The following is a 21,021-nucleotide window of genomic DNA, read 5'->3' on the forward strand; positions in this document are numbered from 1 at the left end:
GATAAGCAATGCGAATACTCTACGGAGTGCAAGGCACAGGGAATGGTCATTTAAGTCGTGCTCGAGTGATGGCAAAGGCCTTAGTTGAGCACAATATTCAAGTCGACTTTTTGTTTTCGGGACGCAAGCCTGAAGATTTTTTCGATATGGAGTATTTTGGGGAGTATCGCGTCCAAGCAGGGATGACTTTTGCTACGCACTCAGGGCGAGTCAATATCACGCAAACGGTGAAGCAGAATTGTTCCCTATCGTTGCTTAAGGATATTCAAGCGCTGGATCTGAGTTGCTATGATCTCGTTCTAAATGATTTTGAACCCGTATCCGCATGGGCGGCGAGGCGCCAGGGAGTCCCCTCGATTGGGATAAGTCATCAAGCTGCCTTGACTCATCCTGTGCCTAAATTGGGAAGCACTTGGTTGAATGAGTTACTACTCAACTACTTTGCACCGGTGGATGTGGCTTTAGGATGCCATTGGCATCATTTTGGTTTTCCGATCTTGCCTCCCTTTGTCGAAGTGGATGTCAGCCCTATTGAACATACCCATCAAATATTGGTGTATTTACCCTTCGAAGAGGCGGATGTGATTGCCGACTTTTTTAAGCCTTTTACGGATTATCAGTTTTTGGTGTATCACGCCAAGCAGCCTACCAAACGCATTGCCGATCATATTCAATGGCATGGGTTTAATCGTGATGGATTTAAACAGCACTTAGCGACTTGCGGCGGTGTGATTGGTAATGCCGGATTTGAGCTGGCGAGTGAGGCGCTGACCTTAGGTAAAAAGTTGTTGGTCAAGCCGCTGATTGGTCAATTCGAGCAGCTATCGAATGTGGCAGCGCTACAATTATTGGGGGCGGGTGACAGTATGATGAGCTTAGATATCAGCGCGGTTAAGCGTTGGCTTAAGGCCGCATCGCCAAATCCCATTGCCTATCCGCAAGTCGGTGATGCTTTAGTGAAATGGATAGGGAGTGGTCAGTGGCAGCACACCGCGCCATTGTGCGCCGATCTTTGGAGCCAAGTGAAATTGCCAGACACATGGCGCTAAGATTGATGTGAGCACTGTGATAAAAGGCTATTTCCGCTCTAGCTGGGAATCTGGGGTTAGCGTATAATTTGGCCAATTTGCTGTTAGCCCCAGCAGCGTGTCTTTATTGGCCTAGTATGGCCACAATTTAGTTGTCATAAATGAGCCTTAAGAAGTTTACTCAGTACAAGTTACTGTTTTTAATGTTGTTGTCCCTCGGTATTTTGCTTCCTTTTATTCCCGACCAAGCCTACCACATGCCCGGCCCTGATACAGCCAAGCAAAATCTGCATGTGATTGAATTTAATGATCAAGGTCAGCCCCACAATGATGGACAATGGCAAGCGCTTAAGGCGCGGATTTTACAACCCAATAATGGCACTGCGCCTGAGTTGCTGATTTTTGTCCATGGCTGGCACCACAGTGCCAATCCCAAGGATGAAAACTTTGTCGCTTTCGAACAGTTTTATCAGCAAATGGCGGCCTCTGATTCTCAACGAAACTTGCTCGGCTTATACATCGGCTGGCGGGGAGATAAGTACGATCCTTTCTGGCTCGATGGTTCGGATGATGCTACTAGTTGGATTGAACCATTGGATTTCCCGACTATTTTGCAGCGTAAAGCCGTAGCAAAACGCATAGGGCAAACGGGTTTATCGCAGTTACTGGATAAATTGGATGGATTGGTCGCTGAGCATCAGTTACTGCGTTATACCGTTATCGGTCATAGTCTTGGTGGCTTAGTCGTGTTGCACGCCAGCAAAGATAGAATTAAGGCGGCTATCGATACTGAGCAAGATAACCCGAATCTATTCTTACTGTTAAACCCAGCAGCGCCAGCGCAGGATTTTAAGCCGCTCGATACTTTGATGAGCTTAGATAGGCAAAAACCGAGTATGGTGGTGTTGCAATCTAAGGGCGATTTTGCGGTAAAAGAGGCGTTTAATTACATAAAAGATGGCGAACGGGCACTGGGTAACTCTTGGGCAATAACCCATGATATCGATAAATGTTCAGGCGGTAACTGTGCTACGCCGATGAAAATGCCTTCAGCATTAATGGCTCACGATCAGCTTCCTGGTTGTATGATGACGTTGCCGCATTCGGGCTGGAAAATTCGAGCCCGCTTACAGGCAAGGCGTAGTGTGCAGACCTGTCCCGATGCCAATATGCAGGCGGTTTGGGTGCTCGCTGTGTCCGATGAAATTGTCTCTGGGCATAATGGGATCTTAACGTCGGATCACGCTAAGGCGCTGTCCGAGGTGATGGGTATGATTGATTTATATCGAAATCAATTGCCTAAACATGCGGTTGAAAGCCCTGCGAATGAAGATTTAGCCACCCTTGCGCCAGAGCCTGAAGCCACAAATACAACCAGTGGCCAAACGAGCACTCCAGACGAGCCTGTGGTTATTGTTGAACCTGTTGCTGAAGCTGAAAAACCATTACAGCAACCAGAGCCTCCAGTCCCGATAAAGACAGAATCAACCTTGGAATTGCCACAACGGGAAGGTGTAAAGGAAGAATCGCCACAGGTTAATCCAGCGAATGAGCATCAACCGCTAGGGGAAACTCCACCTCGACCTAAAGTTGAGAATGAGTAACTTATTTCTACAATTGGGTTAGCACAATCTCGGCGGTAAAATGAGCATATGGAAGTGCGCACTTTATTGATTTTTCATTTGCCATTTACGCCAACTTAGCAGCAGTAACGAGATTAGCAACAGGCTAACGATCGCCCATGTGGGATATTTATGTTGGTGATAAAACGCGAGTATTGGTGCGATTTCATCGCGGATTAACACTGGTCCTAGACCAAAAAGGGTTACCCAAATGCTGGTGGCGAGTAGGTTGCCCATCACAAATTGTTTAAAAGGCATTTTGGCCAGCCCACAGCCTATAAACATAAATTGCTTAAGCCCTTCGACAAAACGGCTGAGCACTAAGGCCGCAATGCCATACTGGCCAATCACATCATGAATTTTGTCTTCTAGTTTGGGTTTTATCCAACCTTTTCGCAGCAATACCTCGCCAAAGCGTCGACCAATAAAATAACCCAATGTGTTGCCACACAGGGCTGCGCCGCAGGCTACGATCAAAACTAATGACAGTGACATTTGCCCCGTAGCCGCCAGTAAACTGGCAACAATGAGTAAGGATTGTCCTGGGGCTGGAATGCCAAATCCCTCGACGGCAATAGCGATAAACAGAAGCAGATAACCGTATTGCTGCAACCAAGGGGTCATTTCGGTAATAAGGTGTTGTAAGACTTCTGGCATGATGAAAACAGGGAGCAGGAATTAATCATCCCATCTTACTCGGCACTGCCAAATTTAGGGTAGCTTTATGAGCAAAGTTTCATACTGATTTTATGAAATGGAGCATATCGAAGGCACAAAAAAGCCGAACTCAGTTCGGCTTTTTAGGCATTACGACTTAATGGTCGCTTAAGCGAAAGCGGCCTGCAGTTGTGGTACAACTTGCTTCTTACGGCTTAATACACCGTCTAACCACACTTTGCCATCAACTGGAGTTTTACCGTAGGCGCGGTTAATCAGATCGGCATCGTCAGAAACCACTAACAGTTCTGAGCCTTCTTTCATAATGTCGGTCAGCAGTAACAGTACGCTGTGGCGGTTACCTTCAACCTTCAGTGCTTTGATATCGGCTTCTAGTTCGGCTTTGATTGCATCAAATACTGACAGATCAATTACTTCTAATTGGCCGATACCCACTAAGTTACCGTTCATGTTGAAGTCTTTAAAGTCGCGCATCACGAGGTCGCGTGCTGGCGTGCCTTCAACTGCCGATTTTACTTTGAACATTTCCATGCCCAGTGCTTTAAAATCTTCAATGCCTGCGATTTCGGCTAAGGCTTCAACGCAGCGAATATCAGCTGTGGTGCAAGTCGGTGATTTGAAGATCACAGTGTCGCTCAGAATAGCGCACATCATAATGCCAGCGATATTTTTAGGAATGGCGACTTGGTAAAAGTCGTACATCATCTTAATGACCGTGTTGCTGCAACCTACTGGGCGGATCCAACACTCTAATGGCGTATCAGTGGTCAGATCGCCTAATTTGTGGTGATCCACAATCCCTACGATGGTCGCTTTGGCGATATCGTCCGGTGCTTGAGTCAGTTCAGAGTGGTCAACAATGTAGACCTGCTCGCCAGCATAGCTGGTTTTGTATTCTGGTGCTTCAAAGCCAAAACGCTCCAGAATAAAAGCGGTTTCGGGTGATAACTCACCTAAACGTGCGGCAACGGCTTCTTCACCGATTTGGTTTTTGAGATAAGCTAACGCGATAGCACCACAGATTGAATCAGAATCGGGGATTTTGTGACCGACAACGTACATAGGCATTTCAGGGACTCTCCTTTAAATTTGTGGCAATTTTAACAATATTTCGTCCGATTCGGAAATAGCCAAAGCGCATATCACTGCGCCTTAAGCGGCTATTTCTGTCAAAACTTAGGCATTGTTGACTCAGATTTTAGATTTTCACTTTTATCACGACTTTACGCACCGCTGTCGGTGTATCACTCGTGCCGGGCATATGCATATCGCCAGGGAAAAAGAGCGCAAACATCCCAGCCTTTAATTGAATGTAGGAGGCGTTGGCTTTATTCGACTCGTAATCAAACTCGGCGTAATCGTGCTTTTCGAAATAAGGTTTTGAGGGTGTCTGGTCGGCCAATGGCAGATAGCCAAACTCTTCTTCGCCGCTGACCACATACTGCACATCGATGTATTTTTGATGCACTTCAAAGGGTTCCGTCGATTGTGGCTTGGTGTGGTAATCATTGACGATCACGAAAATATCCTCGCCATTGAGGGGATAATTGCCAACGGGCAGTTGGCTAAAGTCGGTGCTGGCAAGATGTGCTAATGCCGTGGCAATGCGTGGGCTGAGTGATTGATAAATATGGCGATTAGCTAAGGTATCGACAATCATGGGGTACTCGATATGGCGTAAGTAAATGAGTGAATTGTAAAGATTATAATCAGTTCACTGCCGTTAGAACATAAGCGATATACATAAAAAAACAGGCCATAAATGGCCTGTTTTGATGGTTTGCTGCTTAGTAAGTGTACTTAGCCTCGAGGAAGTAGTATCCCCCATTAAATCCAAACGGCGTGTTGGTTAATGGATAGACGAAAATACCATTGAAGTTATTGTCATCTGGGCGTTTTTCAGGATACACATCAAACAAGTTTTGCACACCAGCGGTGAAGCTTAAAGCATCGGTTGCGGCGTAGCGCACGGATAAATCCATCACCCATTGGTCGCTGTAATTCACATCACCCGTTGAGTAACCCACAGTGTAATCGCCGAAATAGCTGAGGCGAATGTTAGTCTTAAAGTCACCTAATTCATGGGTCAGACCTAGGTTACCCGTATTGTGCGGCGTCGCAGAGGTCATGCGGGTTTGTTCGATATTATCGAAGAGTTTAGGGCCGAGTCCGTCCAAAATTTCAGGGAAATGAATATCTTGGATTTCAGTTTTGTTATAGGCGTACGCCAAGTTGGCGCGTAAATCGCCCCAAGAGCCGATATCAAAATCTTGGCTCACTACTAGATCAACGCCGCGAGTACGGGTATCGACGGCGTTAATAAAGAAACGTGCCGATTCCGCATTGGTATTGGCCAGCGCTGCGGCAACTGCGGGTGAGTCGTTTGGCGTCACTGAGCTTGAGAGGATAATCCTGTCATCGATTGAAATCTGATAGGCATCCAAGGTTAACGCTAAACCCGTATCATTGGTGTAGACCAAGCCTAAGCTGAAGGATTGCGACAGCTCTGGGTCGAGTTCGTTAATGCCTAGGGCCTTAGTGACTGGCGATAAGGTGTTGAAGGTGCCTGATTCGATAGGCACTAACTGGCCCGTAGTCGGATCAGGATTGAACAGGGTCGAGATATTGCTGAAGTACAGCTGTTGTACGCTCGGCGCTCTAAAGCCTGTGTTTACTGTGCCGCGCAGCGCTAAATGGTCAGTGAAGTCGTAACGGCCCGCGAGCTTCCAACTGGTGTTGCCGCCAAAGTCAGAATAGTTTTCGTAACGTAGCGCCGCTGCCCAATAAAACTCAGTGGTTAATTGGTTTTCAAGCTCAACATAAACACCGGTATTATCGCGAGTTTCATCGACTTCTGACTCAGGTGTAAAGCCGGTAAAACCTTGGCTGCCCGCTGCACGGTTATCATAACCGCCATTGATGTAAGAACCCGGTTCGCCTGCGTCAATCTGATAACCGTTTTGGCGCCAAGAGACACCCGTTGCCACTAAAATCTCTGAGTCATTGGCAAAGTTATAGTAGCGCGAGATATCGATGTTCAGGTTTGCTTCGCTGGTGGACAGGGTGCCGGCATCGAATTCCGTCGGGCTATCTGGGCCAAGTGATGCGTTTAGGGTGTTTACAATGTTGTATTCGAACGAGTTTCCGCCATAGCCCGCTGAGGTATCGATATTCCACTCGCCGAGGTTGAACTCATAGCCCAGCACGAATGATGAGTCGATGATCTTAGGATTGATCTGCGGTAAAAAGCCGTCGGGATAAAGCTCGGTCAAGTTACGGGCATCGAGCGCGCGGCGATAAAATGCGCCGGATTTGGTTTCACGTTGGCTAATGCCACCAAAGGCATAGAGTTTACTGTCGTTTGAGAAAGGCTGGGCCGCGTTGATAAATAAGCCTAAGTTATCGTATTCGGCGTCGCCCACTTGGTGGCTCTTACGGTTGAAAGTCGCTTCACGCGGATCAGTCGAACCATCTGGCAGCTTAGGATATTGTTGGCGTGGATCTAAGCCTGCGCGGTTGGTGCTGTCTTTATGGTGGGCTTCGACGCCAATATTCACAAAACCGTCGTTGTTAAAACTCATCCCGTGGTTTACGCCAACGCGCCATTGTTCACCGTCACCCAGATAGGTTTGTCCGGCTTGAGCCGAGACGCTACCGCCTTGGTCGTTGTCTTTTAAGACTACGTTGATAACACCGGCAATCGCATCTGAGCCGTATTGTGCCGAGGCGCCGTCACGCAGGATTTCAATGCGTTTAATGGATGTCATCGGGATTGCGTTCAAATCGACGTTAGATGAGCCCTTGCCTACAGTGCCGCTTAAATGCACCAGCGCTGAACCATGGCGGCGTTTACCGTTTACCAGTACTAGCGTGTGATCAGGCGACAGGCCGCGTAAGCTGGCAGGACGCACCGCATCTGAGCCATCGGTCACCGATGAGAAGGGGAAACTGTAACTTGGCGCGGCAAATTGCAGCGCCTTAGCAGTTTCGGTCATACCTGTGGATTCGAGTTGCTCCGCGGTAATGATATCGACGGGAGCAACGCTGTCGGTTGCGGTGCGCAGAGCGATCCGCGAGCCGACGACTTCAATTTTCTCAACGTTGCTGGCCTGTTCTTCTGCGTGTACGACAGGAAAAACCAAAGTTGAAGATACTGCTAATGCGATAACGGCTGGACGCATAAAACCTCTCAATGTGGATTAACCTTAAGCTGGAACGAAAACATTGAACCAACGAAAGTAACAATTCGATAGGGTGAAGGTTATCACTGTAACAATTGTTACATCTAGACAGAAAAGAACTAACTCAGAGCTTACTGTTCTAGATAATCATTTAAAGCTAGTCGAATATGTTGCCACTGCTCATGTGATTGGCTAAGTGAATAAAATCATCTAGATCCATTAGGTTTGCTGAAGGTTTATCGCGCTTGGCGGCTGTGTTTTAATGGCAGTAAACCTCAGGTTTGAGGCACTTTAAGGAGTTAAGTTTTGCCCGCATTACGCTTTCTTGCAGGTCCTACGGCCTTTAACATTATCAGGGAGCAAGGTCTGCATCCCGATGCTTTTACACAACTATTGGCGGCATCCGGTGGACCCAAATGGTTAGGGATTGCGGGGCTTGATAAGTATCTTTTTGCTGAATTTTTTAAAGATAGGCAAACGCCGCTATACACCTTAGGGGCATCCTCTGGCGCCTGGCGTTTAGCCTGTTTAGCACAGCAGGATCCACTACAAGCCTACGCACGTTTAGAGGATTACTACATTGGCCAACGGTATGAAACGATACCGACACCGCAGGAAGTGAGCGAGCAGGTAAAGGGCATAGTCCAAGGAATTCTTGGCGAGACGGGTGGTCGCGAGATAGTCAATCATCCCTTTATTCACAGTCACTTAATTGCCTGCCGCGCTAAACACATCAATCGTCTTAGCCATAAATTGCCATTAGCCGCTGGGCTGGCGATGGCGGCTGCGACCAACCTCATTAGCCGCAAAACCTTGGGCTGGCATTTCGAACGGGTGGTGTTTAGTCAGCAAGTGGCAGCATCACCTTTTAAGCAACTTGACGATTTACCCAGCCAGCAGGCGAGGCTCACCGAGGCCAATATGGATGCTGTGATGTTGGCAACGGGATCTATTCCATTAGTGCTTGCGTCAGTCTCACGGATTGATGGCGCGCCCGCGGGGCAATACTATGATGGCGGCATCACCGACTATCACTTCGATTTGCCCTTATCCCATACTACGGGATTGACCCTGTACCCGCATTTTTATCCCCATATGAGCCCTGGATGGTTTGACAAGTCCTTAAGGTGGCGCCGTGCTCAAAGCAATTATCATAATGCCTTAATACTTGCACCTTCGGCGGAGTTTGTGGCGTCACTGCCCTTTGGTAAGGTACCCGACCGTGAAGACTTTAAACAGCTGGATACTGCGCAGCGGATGCAGTATTGGCGCCGTGCCGTTGCCCTAAGCGAGCGCCTCGCCGACGAATTTGCCGAGGTGTGTGCCAAGGGAAATATCGCCGCACACTTAGCGCCGCTGTAGGGGGAAAGGGGTAAACTCGGCCTAAATGCTTTTTACCGTCAGCGACTTTAGGAAGGAAATTATTTCTCCTGCTACACTCTAAATTAATAAGGTGTGGCTGATTTTTGAGCACATTCTTGTATCAGTGGGCAGGAGGTTGCTATGCAAACACGAGAAATGGCGTTAATTATGCGCGATGCCTTGTTGCTGCCACAGGGAAGGATTGAGGTCCGCGTAGTCGAGCCGGGCCAATTGCGCATGGTCGCAGATGTGTTAAAAGGCAAATACGATTTAGCGTTTGCGGCGAGTAAGCCCAGCGGTAATCCGCCCTGTTATCCGACTGCGACACAGTGCGAGATTATCGATTTTAATCAGTTAGAAGATGATACCCTCAGCATCGTTTTAGAGGGGCGCCAAAGGGTTAGTATTCTCTCCGCGGCGCAAGCAAAAGATAAGCTGTGGATGTCCCGCACTTTGCCTTGCCAAAATTGGCAAGAAGAGCCGATAGAAGGGGAGTTCGAACTGATCAGTGCTGCCCTTGAACAATTCTATGAGGTGAACCCTGACTTACTGGAGTTGTATTCCCAAGTGCATTTAGAGGATGCGGCTTGGGTGAGCCAACGTTGGTTAGAAGTGCTGCCCATGTATAACCGCGATAAGCTGGTGTTGGTGAATCAACCAGATTGCCATAAAACCATGGATTTTGTATTGCAACTTATCAAGTCCCATGTGGACTGAAAAACCACACCAAGGCTAAAATAGCGGCTCATTATCGCCGCTAGTTGTTTCTATGACTCAAACCGCCCGTGCCGCCCAGCCTTCTTTTGTGGTTCTCCCCCTAGAAGTGGTTGATAAACCAACCGTATTTTCTTTTTTGATCGAGCATTATGCCCATATTGGCGAAGCAGTTTGGCGTCAGCGCATCCTCGATGGCAAAGTGCATTGGCAAGACGGCAGCTTAATTGGATTAGATACCGCCTATCGCCCGACGGCGAGGGCATATTACTACCGTGAAGTCCCAGTGGAAGCGAAAGTCCCCTTCGAGTCGCCGATTTTATTTCAAGATGACAACCTCATCTTGGCCTACAAACCGCATTTTTTACCCGTCACCCCCAGCGGTGATTATGTGAATGAGTGCCTAGTGCACCGTTTACGCTTAAGCACTGGGATAGACACTATCGCCCCTGCCCACAGATTAGACCGGGAAACCGCTGGCGTAATCCTGATGACGACTCGCCCAGAGACGCGGCATATTTATCATCAGCTATTTATCGATGATGCGATCCGTAAAGATTATCAAGCGATTGCCAAACTCACTCCTGAACTTTTGGCACAATTTGCCAGTGGCGAATTAACTTTACCAAAGCATTGGACGGTCAAAAATCGCATGCAACGCAGCGAACCCAGTTTTACCATGAAAATAGTTGAAGGCATGGCAAATACTCACTCGGAGATAAGCTTGATTGCGATAAAAGGCGAGTTTGGTTTATTTCATTTAAGCCCTATTACCGGTAAAACTCACCAATTGCGGGTGCATATGCAAAGTCTTGGTATGCCATTATTAAACGATCGCTTTTATCCGACATTATTACCTAAAGGGCCGGATGATTTTACCAAGCCACTACAACTCTTAGCGCAGCGATTACGTTTTGTCGATCCAATCAGTGGTCGCACGCACGATATTCAATGTGATGGATTAACGCTTTAGTCAGCGGAAAGCATTATTGCCACAATGAAAAAAGTGGGCTAGTGCAATATGATTGTGTGGTTTTCTCAGCGATGATAAGAATACAGACGGAATTACGCTCGCTAGCAGTAAGGAGTCTTGTATTGGTTGTTTGAGGGAAGTAATAGCATGACCAAATCTGCAATCATTTCAATTTTGCTCTGTCTCGCAGTGCTTTTAGGCGCCATGTATGTTGGTAACTGGACGAAACATCCTTATGTTCATGAGTTGACAACAGAGATCCGTAAAGCGAGCGCGGTGATCGAACCCAAAAAACCAAGTGCAGAGGTCATGCAGGAGGATAAGAGTAAAGCTGAGTCATCATCCTCACCAAAGGTCATTTGGGATCAGATGTTAGATAATACCTCGCCGCCAAAGCGCCCCGAGTCACAGCTATTTAATCAAAGCTTGCCCAAGCAAGAAGATAGCGCGGTAACGCCAGCTAATTCGGCAGTGGTTGAAAAGCGTGTTGAACCATTGCAATAAACTATTCTTGCCTCGGTGGCTCGAACCGTGTTTCGCTCATATCCCCATGTAATACGGCAATTTTAGTGGGCTCACCATTATCCGCTAATACCAAAATGCCAATGCCGCTGCGGTTGACTAAACGCTTGCTCCGTTCGCCATTTGGCTGTCTGCCCCGTAATGACATTCGCTTTCGCTTAGTCAATAGGTTCAATGGTGAGAAGTGGCCGTAAAGCCAACCATTGAGTTTGTCGAAAAGTGGCAGCAGTTTTTCGGGGAACTGGTTTTTAATCCCGCTACAGGTAATTTGGTAAATATTTGGGCTGCTACGGCGAAAGCGAATGCTGATGTCATAGGCAAAGGAGTAGTGCACATCCCCCGAGAGGATAACGAATTGCTCTGGGGTCTTGCGGTGCATAAAGATGCTTAGCAAAGCATTGGCTGCGCCCGGATGCGCCATCCAGTTTTCCGCATCAACCAGCAGCGAAGCGCCCATAAAAGTGGCCATGCGTTGCACTGCCTCAATCACTTTGACCCCAAACATCGGCGCGGGCGAGACGATAATGACCTTAGATTGACCCAGTAGCGCCTGCTGTAAATCCATTAAGGCTTCCCAATCCATCAAGCCCGAGGGTTTGGCGAGATTCGATTCACTGCGCCAACGGCGGGTGCGAGTATCGAGTACAACCAGCTTGGGTGAGGTGTCTAAGCTGTAATGCCATTGCTCAAATGTCAGTAAGAGATCAATCAAGGCATCCTGAGTGTTAGGATCGGGGCGATTGAAAAACGCATCTAACTTTGGGCGAACCTCGGCATTAAATTTATCCGGTGCATTACCTAATCCTTGGAATAGGGTATAGGCAATCAAGGCATTACCAATGATTCGTTTAGAAAATGCATGACCGTAGGCGGCTTGTTCCCATTTAGCGGTGAGATTCCAATCATCGGTAATATCATGGTCATCAAACATCATATACACGGGGATATGCGCCATAAGGCGCCTAACCTGAGTGAGTCCTGCTTTAAAGGCCAGTAAGTTTTGCCATTCTTTTTGCCAACGCAGCTTGTTGGCGGCAGAGAGACTGTCGACATCCTTGGGTAAATCAACCAACTCCCATAGTTCGGGCGACCAAGTGAGTAGGTATAGGGCGATCATTTCACTCAGGCTAACTAAATGGTTTTCTGCGATGGATGAGGTAAATATCGGATGGTTGACATACCAGCGCCAAAGCGCAGTTTTGGCGGGATATTCGGTACGTGGCAGCAGCGTTTTATGGCGTAAGTACAAGCTATCGGCTTGATAACGGATTGCCTCGCTTCCCGCAATAGTGGCGCCGTGAAAGGCTTCATGGTGCAGGCCGAGTTTTTCGATCACCTGACCAATGGCGCATAACATGGGGCCAGCCACATCATCCACATAAACTTGATCGCCACTGAGCATTAACAGGGCTGGGCGCTGCTGTGGATCTCCATCGATAAGTGTTGCTAGCTTAGTATCGGCGGCGACTAAGGCATCCTCGCTATGGTGATGGGGGTTGCGGCACGAGCCATGCCATACCTGTTTGAGTTCGGGGCAAAAGTAAACCTGGGGTGAGTCGGCATCGCTATAGTGCAATCCGTTGACACCATTGAAAATATCGCCAATCCCCTTAGCTGATACACGGTAAAAAATGCTCGAGTTAGGTGTGAGCAGATGAGGGCGAGACAGGCTAATCAAATATTGAAAGGCGTGCTTGCCGAGTGGTATGCAATGCACTTCTTCCTCTGTTAACCCATAACTTTGCTCCCCTAAGGCCAGTTGTAATTCGGTTAATGGCTCGCGGCTCACAAACCAGAGGGTAAAGTGCGAAGCATCGCAGTGGCGCAGCATCGGGCCTGCGAGGATAAGAGGAAGTGCTTGAGTCAAATTCAGCCTTTTATTGTTAATCAGGTCGAGTGGGATAAACCCAAATCAGCTTAAGTACAGGCAAATAAGAGTAAACAAGTGCGTTGAATATGAAAAGCTTTTAGAATTATCCGCCAAATGAATGGCTAAGGAGCTTGGGGCAATATGGCAAATATTATGGTGACGGGCGCAACCGGATTACTCGGCAGGGCGGTCGTTAAACAGTTAACTGCCGCAGGGCATAAGGTGATTGCCACCGGCTTTAGCCGCGCCGAAGCGAATATCCATAAACTCGATTTAACCCAAGCTATTACAGTAGAAGCCTTTATTGCCCACGAACGGCCAGAGGTTATCGTGCACTGCGCCGCAGAGCGTCGCCCCGATGTATCCGAGCACTCGCCTGAGCAGGCTTTGGCGCTGAATCTGAGCGCTAGCCAAACCCTTGCTAAGGCCGCTAAACAGCATGGAGCTTGGCTGCTGTATATCTCAACCGACTATGTGTTTGATGGCACAACGCCGCCCTATGCCGAAGATGCCGCACCCAATCCAGTCAACTTTTATGGTGAGTCTAAATTACAGGGTGAAACCTGTGTGCTGAATACCGACAGCGGTTTTGCGGTATTACGTTTACCGATCCTCTACGGCGAAGTGACTCAACTGAGCGAATCTGCGGTATTAGTGTTAATCAATCAATTGTTAGATAGCAGGCCACAGCGGGTCGATGCTTGGGCTATTCGCTCGCCGACCTCGACGGCGGATATTGCTGGCGCCATCGCTAAGTTGATCAAGCGGCAGTTACATGCTGCCGATGTGTCAGGGATTTATCATTTTAGTGCGCCGCAAACCATGACTAAGTACCAAATGCTACTGGGCTTAGGTGAGTTATTGGCAATTGATACTGCGCATTTAACTCCAGAAATGACACCGATGGATAGCGCTAAAAGGCCGCAGAACTGCACCTTAAGTTGCGGGCGTTTAGCGGCGCTTGGCATTTATTCTGAGTTGGAATTTAGCGCAGGGCTTAATCAGGCGCTCGCTCAATCCAGTGCAGCACTTGCGGCTGCTGGCCTTAAGCTTAAGGAATAATGATGGTTAAAATTTTAGGAGCGAATCTGCAAGCGGCCGACCAAGTCGCGCTGCTGCGCACCTTAGGTTTATTGCTGCAAATTGGTTTGACGTTGTTTGCCGCCGATACCTTTGGCTTGAGTTTGCAAATGGAGCCGCTCATGCACGTTTTTGTGCTGGAGGTGCTCTATCTTTCGCTCACATTAGCATTACGTAAACCCTTGTTTGCGAAAGAGCGTGGTCTGTTTATCGCCCTAAGTCTCGATACGTTGTTTTGGATCTCTTGGCTGTATTTTTCGGGCGGGGCGACCAATGCGTTTATCTCCTTACTGCTATTACCCATAGCGCTCGCCGCCGTGACTCTGCCCATTTGGGCGCCTTGGAGCCTGACCGCGATATCAACCCTCGCCTATAGCGTGATGATTTTTACCGTGCCAGAGTCGCACATGCAGCACCACGGCATGGATATGAGTTCTCACTATTTAGGCATGTGGTTTAACTTTGTGATTTCAGCTTTAGTGCTGACCACCAGTGTGGCACTCATAGCCAAACGTATGCGCCGTCAGGATGCGCAGCTTGCCTATATGCGCGAAGGACAACTGCGGCAGGAACAGTTAGTGGCACTCGGTACTGTGTCTGCGCAAATGGCCCATCAATTAGCGACACCACTCTCAACATTGCATTTATTGCTCGATGAATTAAGGGAAGAAACCCCCGAACCCTCAATAACCTTAGTTGAAATGGAAACCGCACTGGGGCGTTGTGAGCACACCTTGGCGGAGCTGCGATTGGCGACCGAGTCGATTCGTGACCGTCGTCAGCGGCCTCAAAATATCACTGAGCTGGTGGCTGGATTAAAACAGAAAACCCAGTTATTGATGCCGCAAACAGAACTCAATTGGTTGATAACCTGTGAGCCTAAGCTGCTAGAAGAAAAGCAGATCTTAACCGATATGAGCTTAACCCCCGCGATTATGGCCTTGATTGAAAATGCCGCCCGCGCCAGTGTCGAAACCATAGGTACTTCGCAGGTGGATATTAGCGTCGATTGTTCGCCAAGCGAGGGGCAGGCTTATTTGCAGATCCGTGATTATGGCGCGGGTATCGCCCCTTCATTATTGCCACAATTAGGCACTTTATTAATCGAGAGCCCTAAAGGCTTAGGCGTAGCCTTGTTACTGAGCCATGCTAGCTTGGAGCGTTTAGGGGCGGAGCTTATTCTGGCAAATCATCCCCAAGGCGGCACCGTGGCGCAAATTCGTTTTACACTCTTGGCGCCTAAAGTGCCAACTGGAGAAACAGTATGAAACGGCTATTGATTATTGAAGATGATCAAGCGCTTGCAGGTATTTTAGCGCGGCGTTTGACCCGCCATGGGTTTGAATGCCGTTTAAGTCACGATGCCAGTAGTGCCCTGCTGGTGGCGCGGGAGTGTTGCCCAACCCATATCCTGCTGGATATGAAATTAGCCGAGGCCAACGGCCTGAGTTTAATTGTGCCGCTGCGTAATTTGCTACCCAAAGTGGTGATGGTGTTACTGACGGGCTATGCCAGCATTGCTACCGCGGTGGAGGCGATTCGTCTTGGTGCGGATAACTATCTGGCTAAACCCGTCGATACCCAAACCCTGCTAGCTGCCTTTGAGCTTGATGCTTACCCTAATACCTTGCAAGAAGATGATGTTGACGACTCACCGCTTAATCCTAAACGGCTGGAGTGGGAACATATTCAGCAGGTGCTCAATGCTAATCAGGGCAATGTGTCGGCTACCGCTCGGCAACTGGGGATGCACCGCCGCACCTTGCAGCGTAAGTTATTAAAGAAACCGGTGAGTGAAACGAGCCGCTAAAGTAAACGAGCATTCGCTCAAGGAAGGAGGCGTGGAATGCGTGAGTATGATGGTGTTGAGGTGCGTTATCGCAGGCCCGATGCTGATTTAACCAAAAGCTTACAAGTGGTTGAAAATCTATTGGGCTTTGCCCCCGATCCGCAGCAGTTAGACTTTGATTTATCCTTTTGGGCTGGCGGTGCTGGGGTATACGATAAGTTGGCGATATCCTGCAATGTTTCGCCCGAGCAGTGGCAAACACTCAAGCAAAAGCTGGATTTATATTCTCCTGAAGATGCCGTAGCACGGGATTATTGGCGTGATGACTTTATTTGGTTAGTCGCCGACGATGAGGAGTGCAGTGATATTTTGGCGGCTTCGGCGCAATTTATTAACGACAATAAAGCTGCCTTCCAAGAAACTTGCCTTGAATCCCATGGCATTTATTTTAGCTATATGAGCGATGTGAACGGCTGGACCGCCGTATGGGAGCAGGGCGGCCGCATCAATTATGCCTACTTTTGTCAGGGTTAAGAGGTGCCAAGGTTAAGAGGTGTCAGTACAGAAAGCTGTCAAGGTTAATCCGTATCAGTGCTAAACGCTTGTGTCGCTACCAAGGCAGTTCTACCCCATCGTTGGCCAAAAAGCTGCCCGTTTGTGCTGGTGTGGCATTGGCAATAATGCCCACTAAACACTGGGCAACGTACTCTGGTGTAAACAATTTATCTTTGGGCACACTCTGCTGAAAAGGTTTAGATAATGGCGTATCCGTAGTGCCAGGATGCAGTGACAGCACCACGCAGTGTTTGATGCTTCTTTGCCATTCAATCGATAGCGTTTTAAGAAACATATTCAGCGCCGCTTTTGAGGCGCGATAGCTGTACCAACCCCCTAATCTGTTATCGCTAATGCTGCCGACTTTGGCCGAAATCACCGCAAATCTTGCTGAGTTACTTTGTTTTAAGGCATGGCAGAAGTGTTTTGCCAGCATCATGCTGGGAAGGGTGTTTAGCTTGATATTATCCATGAAAAAATCCCCATCGAGGGTCTGTAAGCTTTTTTCTGGCCGCTTATCCTCGGTGTGCAGCATGCCAATACAGTTAATCAGCCAATCTAACTGGGGGATATTTTGACTCAGTTGCTTAATTTCCTCCTCAAGGGTGATATCCAGCTGATGCCAGATAACGCCATCGTCTCGCCCAGTATCTGGCCGATGCTGTTTATAGGTCGCATGAATAGTGGCCTCGGGATAGGTTTCGCCAAGCTTATTGACCATCGCTTGACCTATACCACCGCTGCCGCCCAGTACTAGAATATGCATGGCTTTTCTCCTCAATACTCAGTGTTATAGCCGTTCAAGTTGCGCTAGATGCTGTTCCGCAGTGGCCAAAATCGCCTGTTTAACCGACTCCTCGGTGTTATCCCAAGTGCGGTAAAGCATGGCGATGCGTGGATTATGGGTGAGCTGCGCGCGGTGTTTATCCATAAAGCGCCAATACAGGCTGTTCAATGGGCAGGCTGATTCGCCGCTACGTTCTTTTATCTTGTAATGACAACTGCCGCAGTAATCACTCATTTTATTGATATAACTGCCGCTTGCGGCATAGGGTTTAGTGCCGACGATGCCGCCATCGGCAAATAGCGCCATGCCACGAGTGTTGGGCATTTCGACCCATTCAATCGCATCCACATACACGCCTAAGTACCATTTATCCACTTCATCGGGGGCGATTTCGGTCAATAAACAAAAGTTGCCAATCACCATCAAACGTTGAATATGATGGGCATAGGCATAATCCAGTGACTGAGATAAGGCGTGGTGCAGGCAATTCATTCGAGTCTTGCCATGCCAAAAGTAGTCGGGCAGCTTGCGCGTGGCCTCGAGGGCATTAATGCTGGCGTACTTTGGCATATTCGCCCAATAGATGCCGCGCACATATTCACGCCAACCGATGATTTGCCGAACAAAGCCTTCGACCTGGGCTATCTCAATAAAAGGATTAGCATGATAGTGCTCAATCACCGCATTGATTACTTCTAATGGACTGATAAGTTTAGCATTTAGGCTAAAGGACAGCCGACTATGGTATAGGCTCCACTGCGCTGGATGTTGCTGGGTCATCGCATCTTGAAACCGGCCAAAGGCGGGCAGGCAGTATTCACAAAAATACTGAAGTAATTCGAGGCTTTGCGCGCGGTTTATCGGCCAGAGTAAACGCGTATCCGCCTTGCCCATAGTATTAATCCCATGGCGTTGAAGGCGAGCGAGAATGTCTTGCACATTGTGGCCAAACATCAAGGGTGTTGGGAGCGATTTGATATCTTGGGATTTAAGCTTTTGCCTGTTGCTCGCATCAAAGTTCCACTGACCGCCTACGGGCTTGCCATCTGTCATTAAGATATTGAATCTTTTGCGCATTCGCCGATAAAAATGCTCCATCAGCCTGTGTTGCCCTTGAGGAAACTCCCTATCAATTTCGTCAAAGGGCAATAAAAAGTGCTCGGTATCGACGCAATTTACAACGGCATTGGCCAACTTCAACTGGCTTAATTGCGCGAGGAGTCGATATTCGTCAGGCCGTTGATATTCAAACTTAATCGCCCCTGTTTCGGCAACATAGTGTTGGAGTAAGGCATTAAGATCGGCAAAGTCTTGGGTTTCGTCGAGGGTGAGGTAACGCACTTGATGCCCCGCCGCGCCAAGCTCGCTGGCAAACTGCGCCATGGCACTGAAAAACGCACAAATTTTTTGCACATGGTGCGTCACATAGGTGTTTTCTTGATGCAATTCTGCAATTAAATACAGCACCTTGGGATCGACTTGCTGATACCAAGTATGCTGGGCGTTTAGCTGATCGCCTAAAATCAGCCTAACCGTATGGAAGTGCTGTAATTGCTGCCGTAATTGCATTAGGTGGACTCTGGTGGATGACTGTCGCGGTTACACATTTCGCGATGGGATATTGCTGAACATTACGGATTGCAGCACTGTGAGGATCACAAGGCGGGGTATTTGTCGGGATTTCGACAATAAGGCTCATTTGTAAACTTCGTTGCGTTTAAAAGGCTTTTAAAAGCAACGTCAAAGTCAACGTCGTGGGGTTTCACCCCACACCCGACCAAGGAGGACTGCTCGTCCTATCCTCCTTGGATTCTCCAAGACGCCCCTAGCGAAGTTACATGCATTGATTAGTGGTCTCATACTCCAATAAAAATTGCCTAACGGCTCAGATGGGACATCCTTGTCCCCCCGAGCCTGCGCCATCATCCGTGATGTCGCCACGGCATTTTTATCTACGTATTTCGACAACTTCGCAGGGGAAGGTGAACTTCTGTAGCAACTGTGCGAGCTATTAATCCCCAAAGATCGGCGCCTGTCCTGTCTTTTTTGGCAGGCTCCATTAGCACTAATTACGCTGTGATTGGTTGTTATTTGGATCGTTTATTAGGCTATTTAATCAAAAATACCTGAAGGTACAACTTCTATATCATGTTCAAACAAAACTCTTTTATCATTGAAACTTTCTCGCCAAGATTCGATAGTTTTAGGTAAGCATTTTTGCCACTCTTTTTGAGTCGTAAAGTATCTAACAGCCTCAGCTTCACTATCAATATAAGCTGCCCACATCTCACCTCGAGTTCCGCTCATTACTATACCTTCATAATATGTATACATTCCCCTTACTCCGCCTGCGACAACCTTGCATTGAAAAGTATCCAAGTTGTCCCTCTCACCTACACCTTCCATTCTTTTTCTGAACTCAAAAAAGTATTGTCCAGTGAGCTCATAAAGACGCTTAAGCTCCATCTCATTCAGATAGCCAAATTCAAAAACTGATTCCGTTGACCAAGTAAACTCGCCAGCAAACAGGACTCCCATTCCGCGGTGCGAATTACAGCTAGATGTTTCTTCTATATTAATTAATCTCTTTCCTCCCTGGAATTCACGCCTGAAATGAATCTCTCCAAACTTTTTATCAGGACCATTTTCTATCCTGGCATAGGCACTGTCCTTGGAGGCACAGATTGCTTCTGCTGTGATAGTTCCAGTATGAGAACCATTAAAAACCATTAAGTCAAAGAGAAAACCATTCGAAGTAATATCTCGAATAAATAACTCACCCCCATAAGATTTTCCTGGGTTAGATTTTTTCCATATTCCCCACCAAATAGGAGCATTTTTTCCTGTAGGGAGAATGTCAGTTGATGAAATTTCCAATGCTGATTTAATGGCTGATTCTAGACGACCTTGAAGTAATCCCCTTACTGCTGGCCTATCACTTAGATCCTGATTGAATTCATAAGTGACAACTCTTCTTCCTCTCAAATCAAACGGTAACGCTTCTGGCTCTCCATAGAACGTGTTTTGAACCAAAATTACCCGCTCCCAACCAAGTTGGGAAACGGCATAGCCTAGTTCAATCAACACATTTGGGTTAGGAGTTTTCTTGCCTTTTCCTTCACCGTTAATTATTGACACATCTGCAACAAAGACATCTGCAACTGCAATTTTAGAAAAGATACTTTCACTAATAGAAGGGCTGCCTGAAATACCTGCTGTATCTCTATCAAGAGCTGGCTCTACTGACTCGCTATCGCTCTTCTTTATCGCATTTAATGCCCTTTTTAAAGAATCCTCGATAAGATTTCTATTACCTTTTGAAGGAAGATCTGATTGCCAAGAGTAAAAAATTGTTCTCTTCATATACTACCTAATATGTAGATGGCGCCTAAGGTTTGTAGAGTGTATATACACATCATTTCATCGTTGAGTACTTGGCAAAAAATTGCAACACACTGATTTGAAATATTTTTACACGATAACAAAAAGTATTCTGGGTAGATAGTGTGCGCGCATAATTTCTGTTCGTTTTGTCCATTGATTGAAAGATGTGATATTTACAATTTTTTTGAGATAGCTGCCGACACAAAAATTACAGAAGTTCACCTTCCCAGGCGAAGTTGCCGTGGGGCATTGGAATAAATCGTGAATTAATCGAGACACCTATTGTTAAATTTTACAATATTGATGGCTCTTGGTATTAACAGCTTACGCCGAAGTTACAGAATACACATCCCCTCGGAGTTGCCGCAGGGCGAATAGACAAATTGCGTGAGTCTCGCCATGGATAATGGAATGGACCCATCCACTTTAAATCGGCCTCGCAATGGGCCACGATGTAGTCGCTAAAACTCATCAGA

General features: G+C 47.6%; 18 protein-coding genes. 10 read left to right on the forward strand and 8 right to left on the reverse strand.

What is annotated here, in order from left to right; all coding sequences use genetic code 11:
• Positions 1 to 8: 8 nt before the first annotated feature.
• The gene (locus L976_RS10795) at positions 9 to 1,049 is read left to right on the forward strand and encodes an MJ1255/VC2487 family glycosyltransferase (protein WP_047536642.1); all 1,041 of its coding nucleotides are present in this window, start codon (positions 9 to 11) and stop codon (positions 1,047 to 1,049) included.
• Positions 1,050 to 1,189: 140 nt separating this feature from the next.
• A complete protein-coding gene (locus tag L976_RS10800; protein WP_047536645.1) occupies positions 1,190 to 2,632 on the forward strand; it encodes a hypothetical protein in 1,443 nt (480 codons plus the stop codon).
• A 63-nt stretch (positions 2,633 to 2,695) separates the two neighbouring features.
• Here the strand turns inward: L976_RS10800 and L976_RS10805 are convergent, their stop codons facing one another.
• The 4 genes from L976_RS10805 to L976_RS10820 form a co-directional block, all read right to left on the reverse strand.
• Positions 2,696 to 3,307: a DedA family protein gene (locus L976_RS10805; RefSeq protein WP_047536648.1), complete on the reverse strand. Its 612-nt coding sequence runs from the start codon at positions 3,305 to 3,307 to the stop codon at positions 2,696 to 2,698.
• Between the two features lie 168 nt (positions 3,308 to 3,475).
• Positions 3,476 to 4,396, reverse strand: a complete 921-nt coding sequence (locus L976_RS10810) for a manganese-dependent inorganic pyrophosphatase (protein ID WP_037422680.1) — start codon at positions 4,394 to 4,396, stop codon at positions 3,476 to 3,478.
• Between the two features lie 130 nt (positions 4,397 to 4,526).
• Positions 4,527 to 4,988: a YhcH/YjgK/YiaL family protein gene (locus tag L976_RS10815; protein WP_047536651.1), complete on the reverse strand. Its 462-nt coding sequence runs from the start codon at positions 4,986 to 4,988 to the stop codon at positions 4,527 to 4,529.
• Positions 4,989 to 5,115: 127 nt separating this feature from the next.
• Complete coding sequence (locus tag L976_RS10820; protein WP_047536654.1) at positions 5,116 to 7,509, reverse strand: TonB-dependent receptor plug domain-containing protein; 2,394 nt, start codon at positions 7,507 to 7,509, stop codon at positions 5,116 to 5,118.
• Positions 7,510 to 7,815: 306 nt separating this feature from the next.
• On the opposite strand from L976_RS10820, the gene L976_RS10825 reads away from it, so the two are divergent.
• From L976_RS10825 to L976_RS10840, 4 genes are all read left to right on the forward strand, one after another.
• A complete protein-coding gene (locus tag L976_RS10825; protein WP_047536657.1) occupies positions 7,816 to 8,871 on the forward strand; it encodes a hypothetical protein in 1,056 nt (351 codons plus the stop codon).
• A 141-nt stretch (positions 8,872 to 9,012) separates the two neighbouring features.
• On the forward strand, positions 9,013 to 9,588 hold the full coding sequence (locus L976_RS10830; protein ID WP_047536660.1) for an LON peptidase substrate-binding domain-containing protein: 576 nt from the start codon (positions 9,013 to 9,015) through the stop codon (positions 9,586 to 9,588).
• 52 nt (positions 9,589 to 9,640) lie between these two features.
• Positions 9,641 to 10,558 carry a pseudouridine synthase gene (locus L976_RS10835; protein ID WP_047536662.1) on the forward strand — a complete coding sequence of 306 codons (918 nt, stop codon included), beginning with the start codon at positions 9,641 to 9,643 and terminating at the stop codon, positions 10,556 to 10,558.
• 147 nt (positions 10,559 to 10,705) lie between these two features.
• Positions 10,706 to 11,062: a hypothetical protein gene (locus L976_RS10840; RefSeq protein ID WP_047536665.1), complete on the forward strand. Its 357-nt coding sequence runs from the start codon at positions 10,706 to 10,708 to the stop codon at positions 11,060 to 11,062.
• Between the two features lies 1 nt (position 11,063).
• On the opposite strand, the gene L976_RS10845 is transcribed toward L976_RS10840, so the two are convergent.
• Positions 11,064 to 12,911: an alkaline phosphatase D family protein gene (locus L976_RS10845; RefSeq protein WP_052184064.1), complete on the reverse strand. Its 1,848-nt coding sequence runs from the start codon at positions 12,909 to 12,911 to the stop codon at positions 11,064 to 11,066.
• A 180-nt stretch (positions 12,912 to 13,091) separates the two neighbouring features.
• On the opposite strand from L976_RS10845, the gene L976_RS10850 reads away from it, so the two are divergent.
• From L976_RS10850 to L976_RS10865, 4 genes are read left to right on the forward strand one after another with little or no spacing between them, the layout of a single operon-like run.
• On the forward strand, positions 13,092 to 14,012 hold the full coding sequence (locus L976_RS10850) for a dTDP-4-dehydrorhamnose reductase family protein (protein WP_047536671.1): 921 nt from the start codon (positions 13,092 to 13,094) through the stop codon (positions 14,010 to 14,012).
• 2 nt (positions 14,013 to 14,014) lie between these two features.
• Positions 14,015 to 15,298 carry a sensor histidine kinase gene (locus tag L976_RS10855; RefSeq protein WP_047536674.1) on the forward strand — a complete coding sequence of 428 codons (1,284 nt, stop codon included), beginning with the start codon at positions 14,015 to 14,017 and terminating at the stop codon, positions 15,296 to 15,298.
• Positions 15,295 to 15,840, forward strand: a complete 546-nt coding sequence (locus L976_RS10860; RefSeq protein WP_047536677.1) for a response regulator transcription factor — start codon at positions 15,295 to 15,297, stop codon at positions 15,838 to 15,840. The genes L976_RS10855 and L976_RS10860 overlap by 4 nt, the downstream gene beginning before the upstream one ends.
• A 36-nt stretch (positions 15,841 to 15,876) precedes the next feature.
• The gene (locus L976_RS10865; RefSeq protein WP_047536680.1) at positions 15,877 to 16,353 is read left to right on the forward strand and encodes a hypothetical protein; all 477 of its coding nucleotides are present in this window, start codon (positions 15,877 to 15,879) and stop codon (positions 16,351 to 16,353) included.
• 76 nt (positions 16,354 to 16,429) lie between these two features.
• Here the strand turns inward: L976_RS10865 and L976_RS10870 are convergent, their stop codons facing one another.
• From L976_RS10870 to L976_RS22345, 3 genes are all read right to left on the reverse strand, one after another.
• Positions 16,430 to 17,140 (reverse strand): SDR family oxidoreductase, encoded by a 711-nt coding sequence (locus tag L976_RS10870; RefSeq protein WP_047536683.1) that lies wholly within the window; start codon positions 17,138 to 17,140, stop codon positions 16,430 to 16,432.
• A 24-nt stretch (positions 17,141 to 17,164) separates the two neighbouring features.
• Complete coding sequence (locus L976_RS10875) at positions 17,165 to 18,730, reverse strand: cryptochrome/photolyase family protein (protein ID WP_047536686.1); 1,566 nt, start codon at positions 18,728 to 18,730, stop codon at positions 17,165 to 17,167.
• A 543-nt stretch (positions 18,731 to 19,273) separates the two neighbouring features.
• The gene (locus L976_RS22345; RefSeq protein ID WP_052183994.1) at positions 19,274 to 20,524 is read right to left on the reverse strand and encodes a hypothetical protein; all 1,251 of its coding nucleotides are present in this window, start codon (positions 20,522 to 20,524) and stop codon (positions 19,274 to 19,276) included.
• Between the last annotated feature and the right edge of the window lie 497 nt (positions 20,525 to 21,021).

The sequence above is a fragment of the Shewanella sp. ZOR0012 genome, assembly GCF_000798835.1.
GTDB lineage: Bacteria > Pseudomonadota > Gammaproteobacteria > Enterobacterales > Shewanellaceae > Shewanella > Shewanella xiamenensis.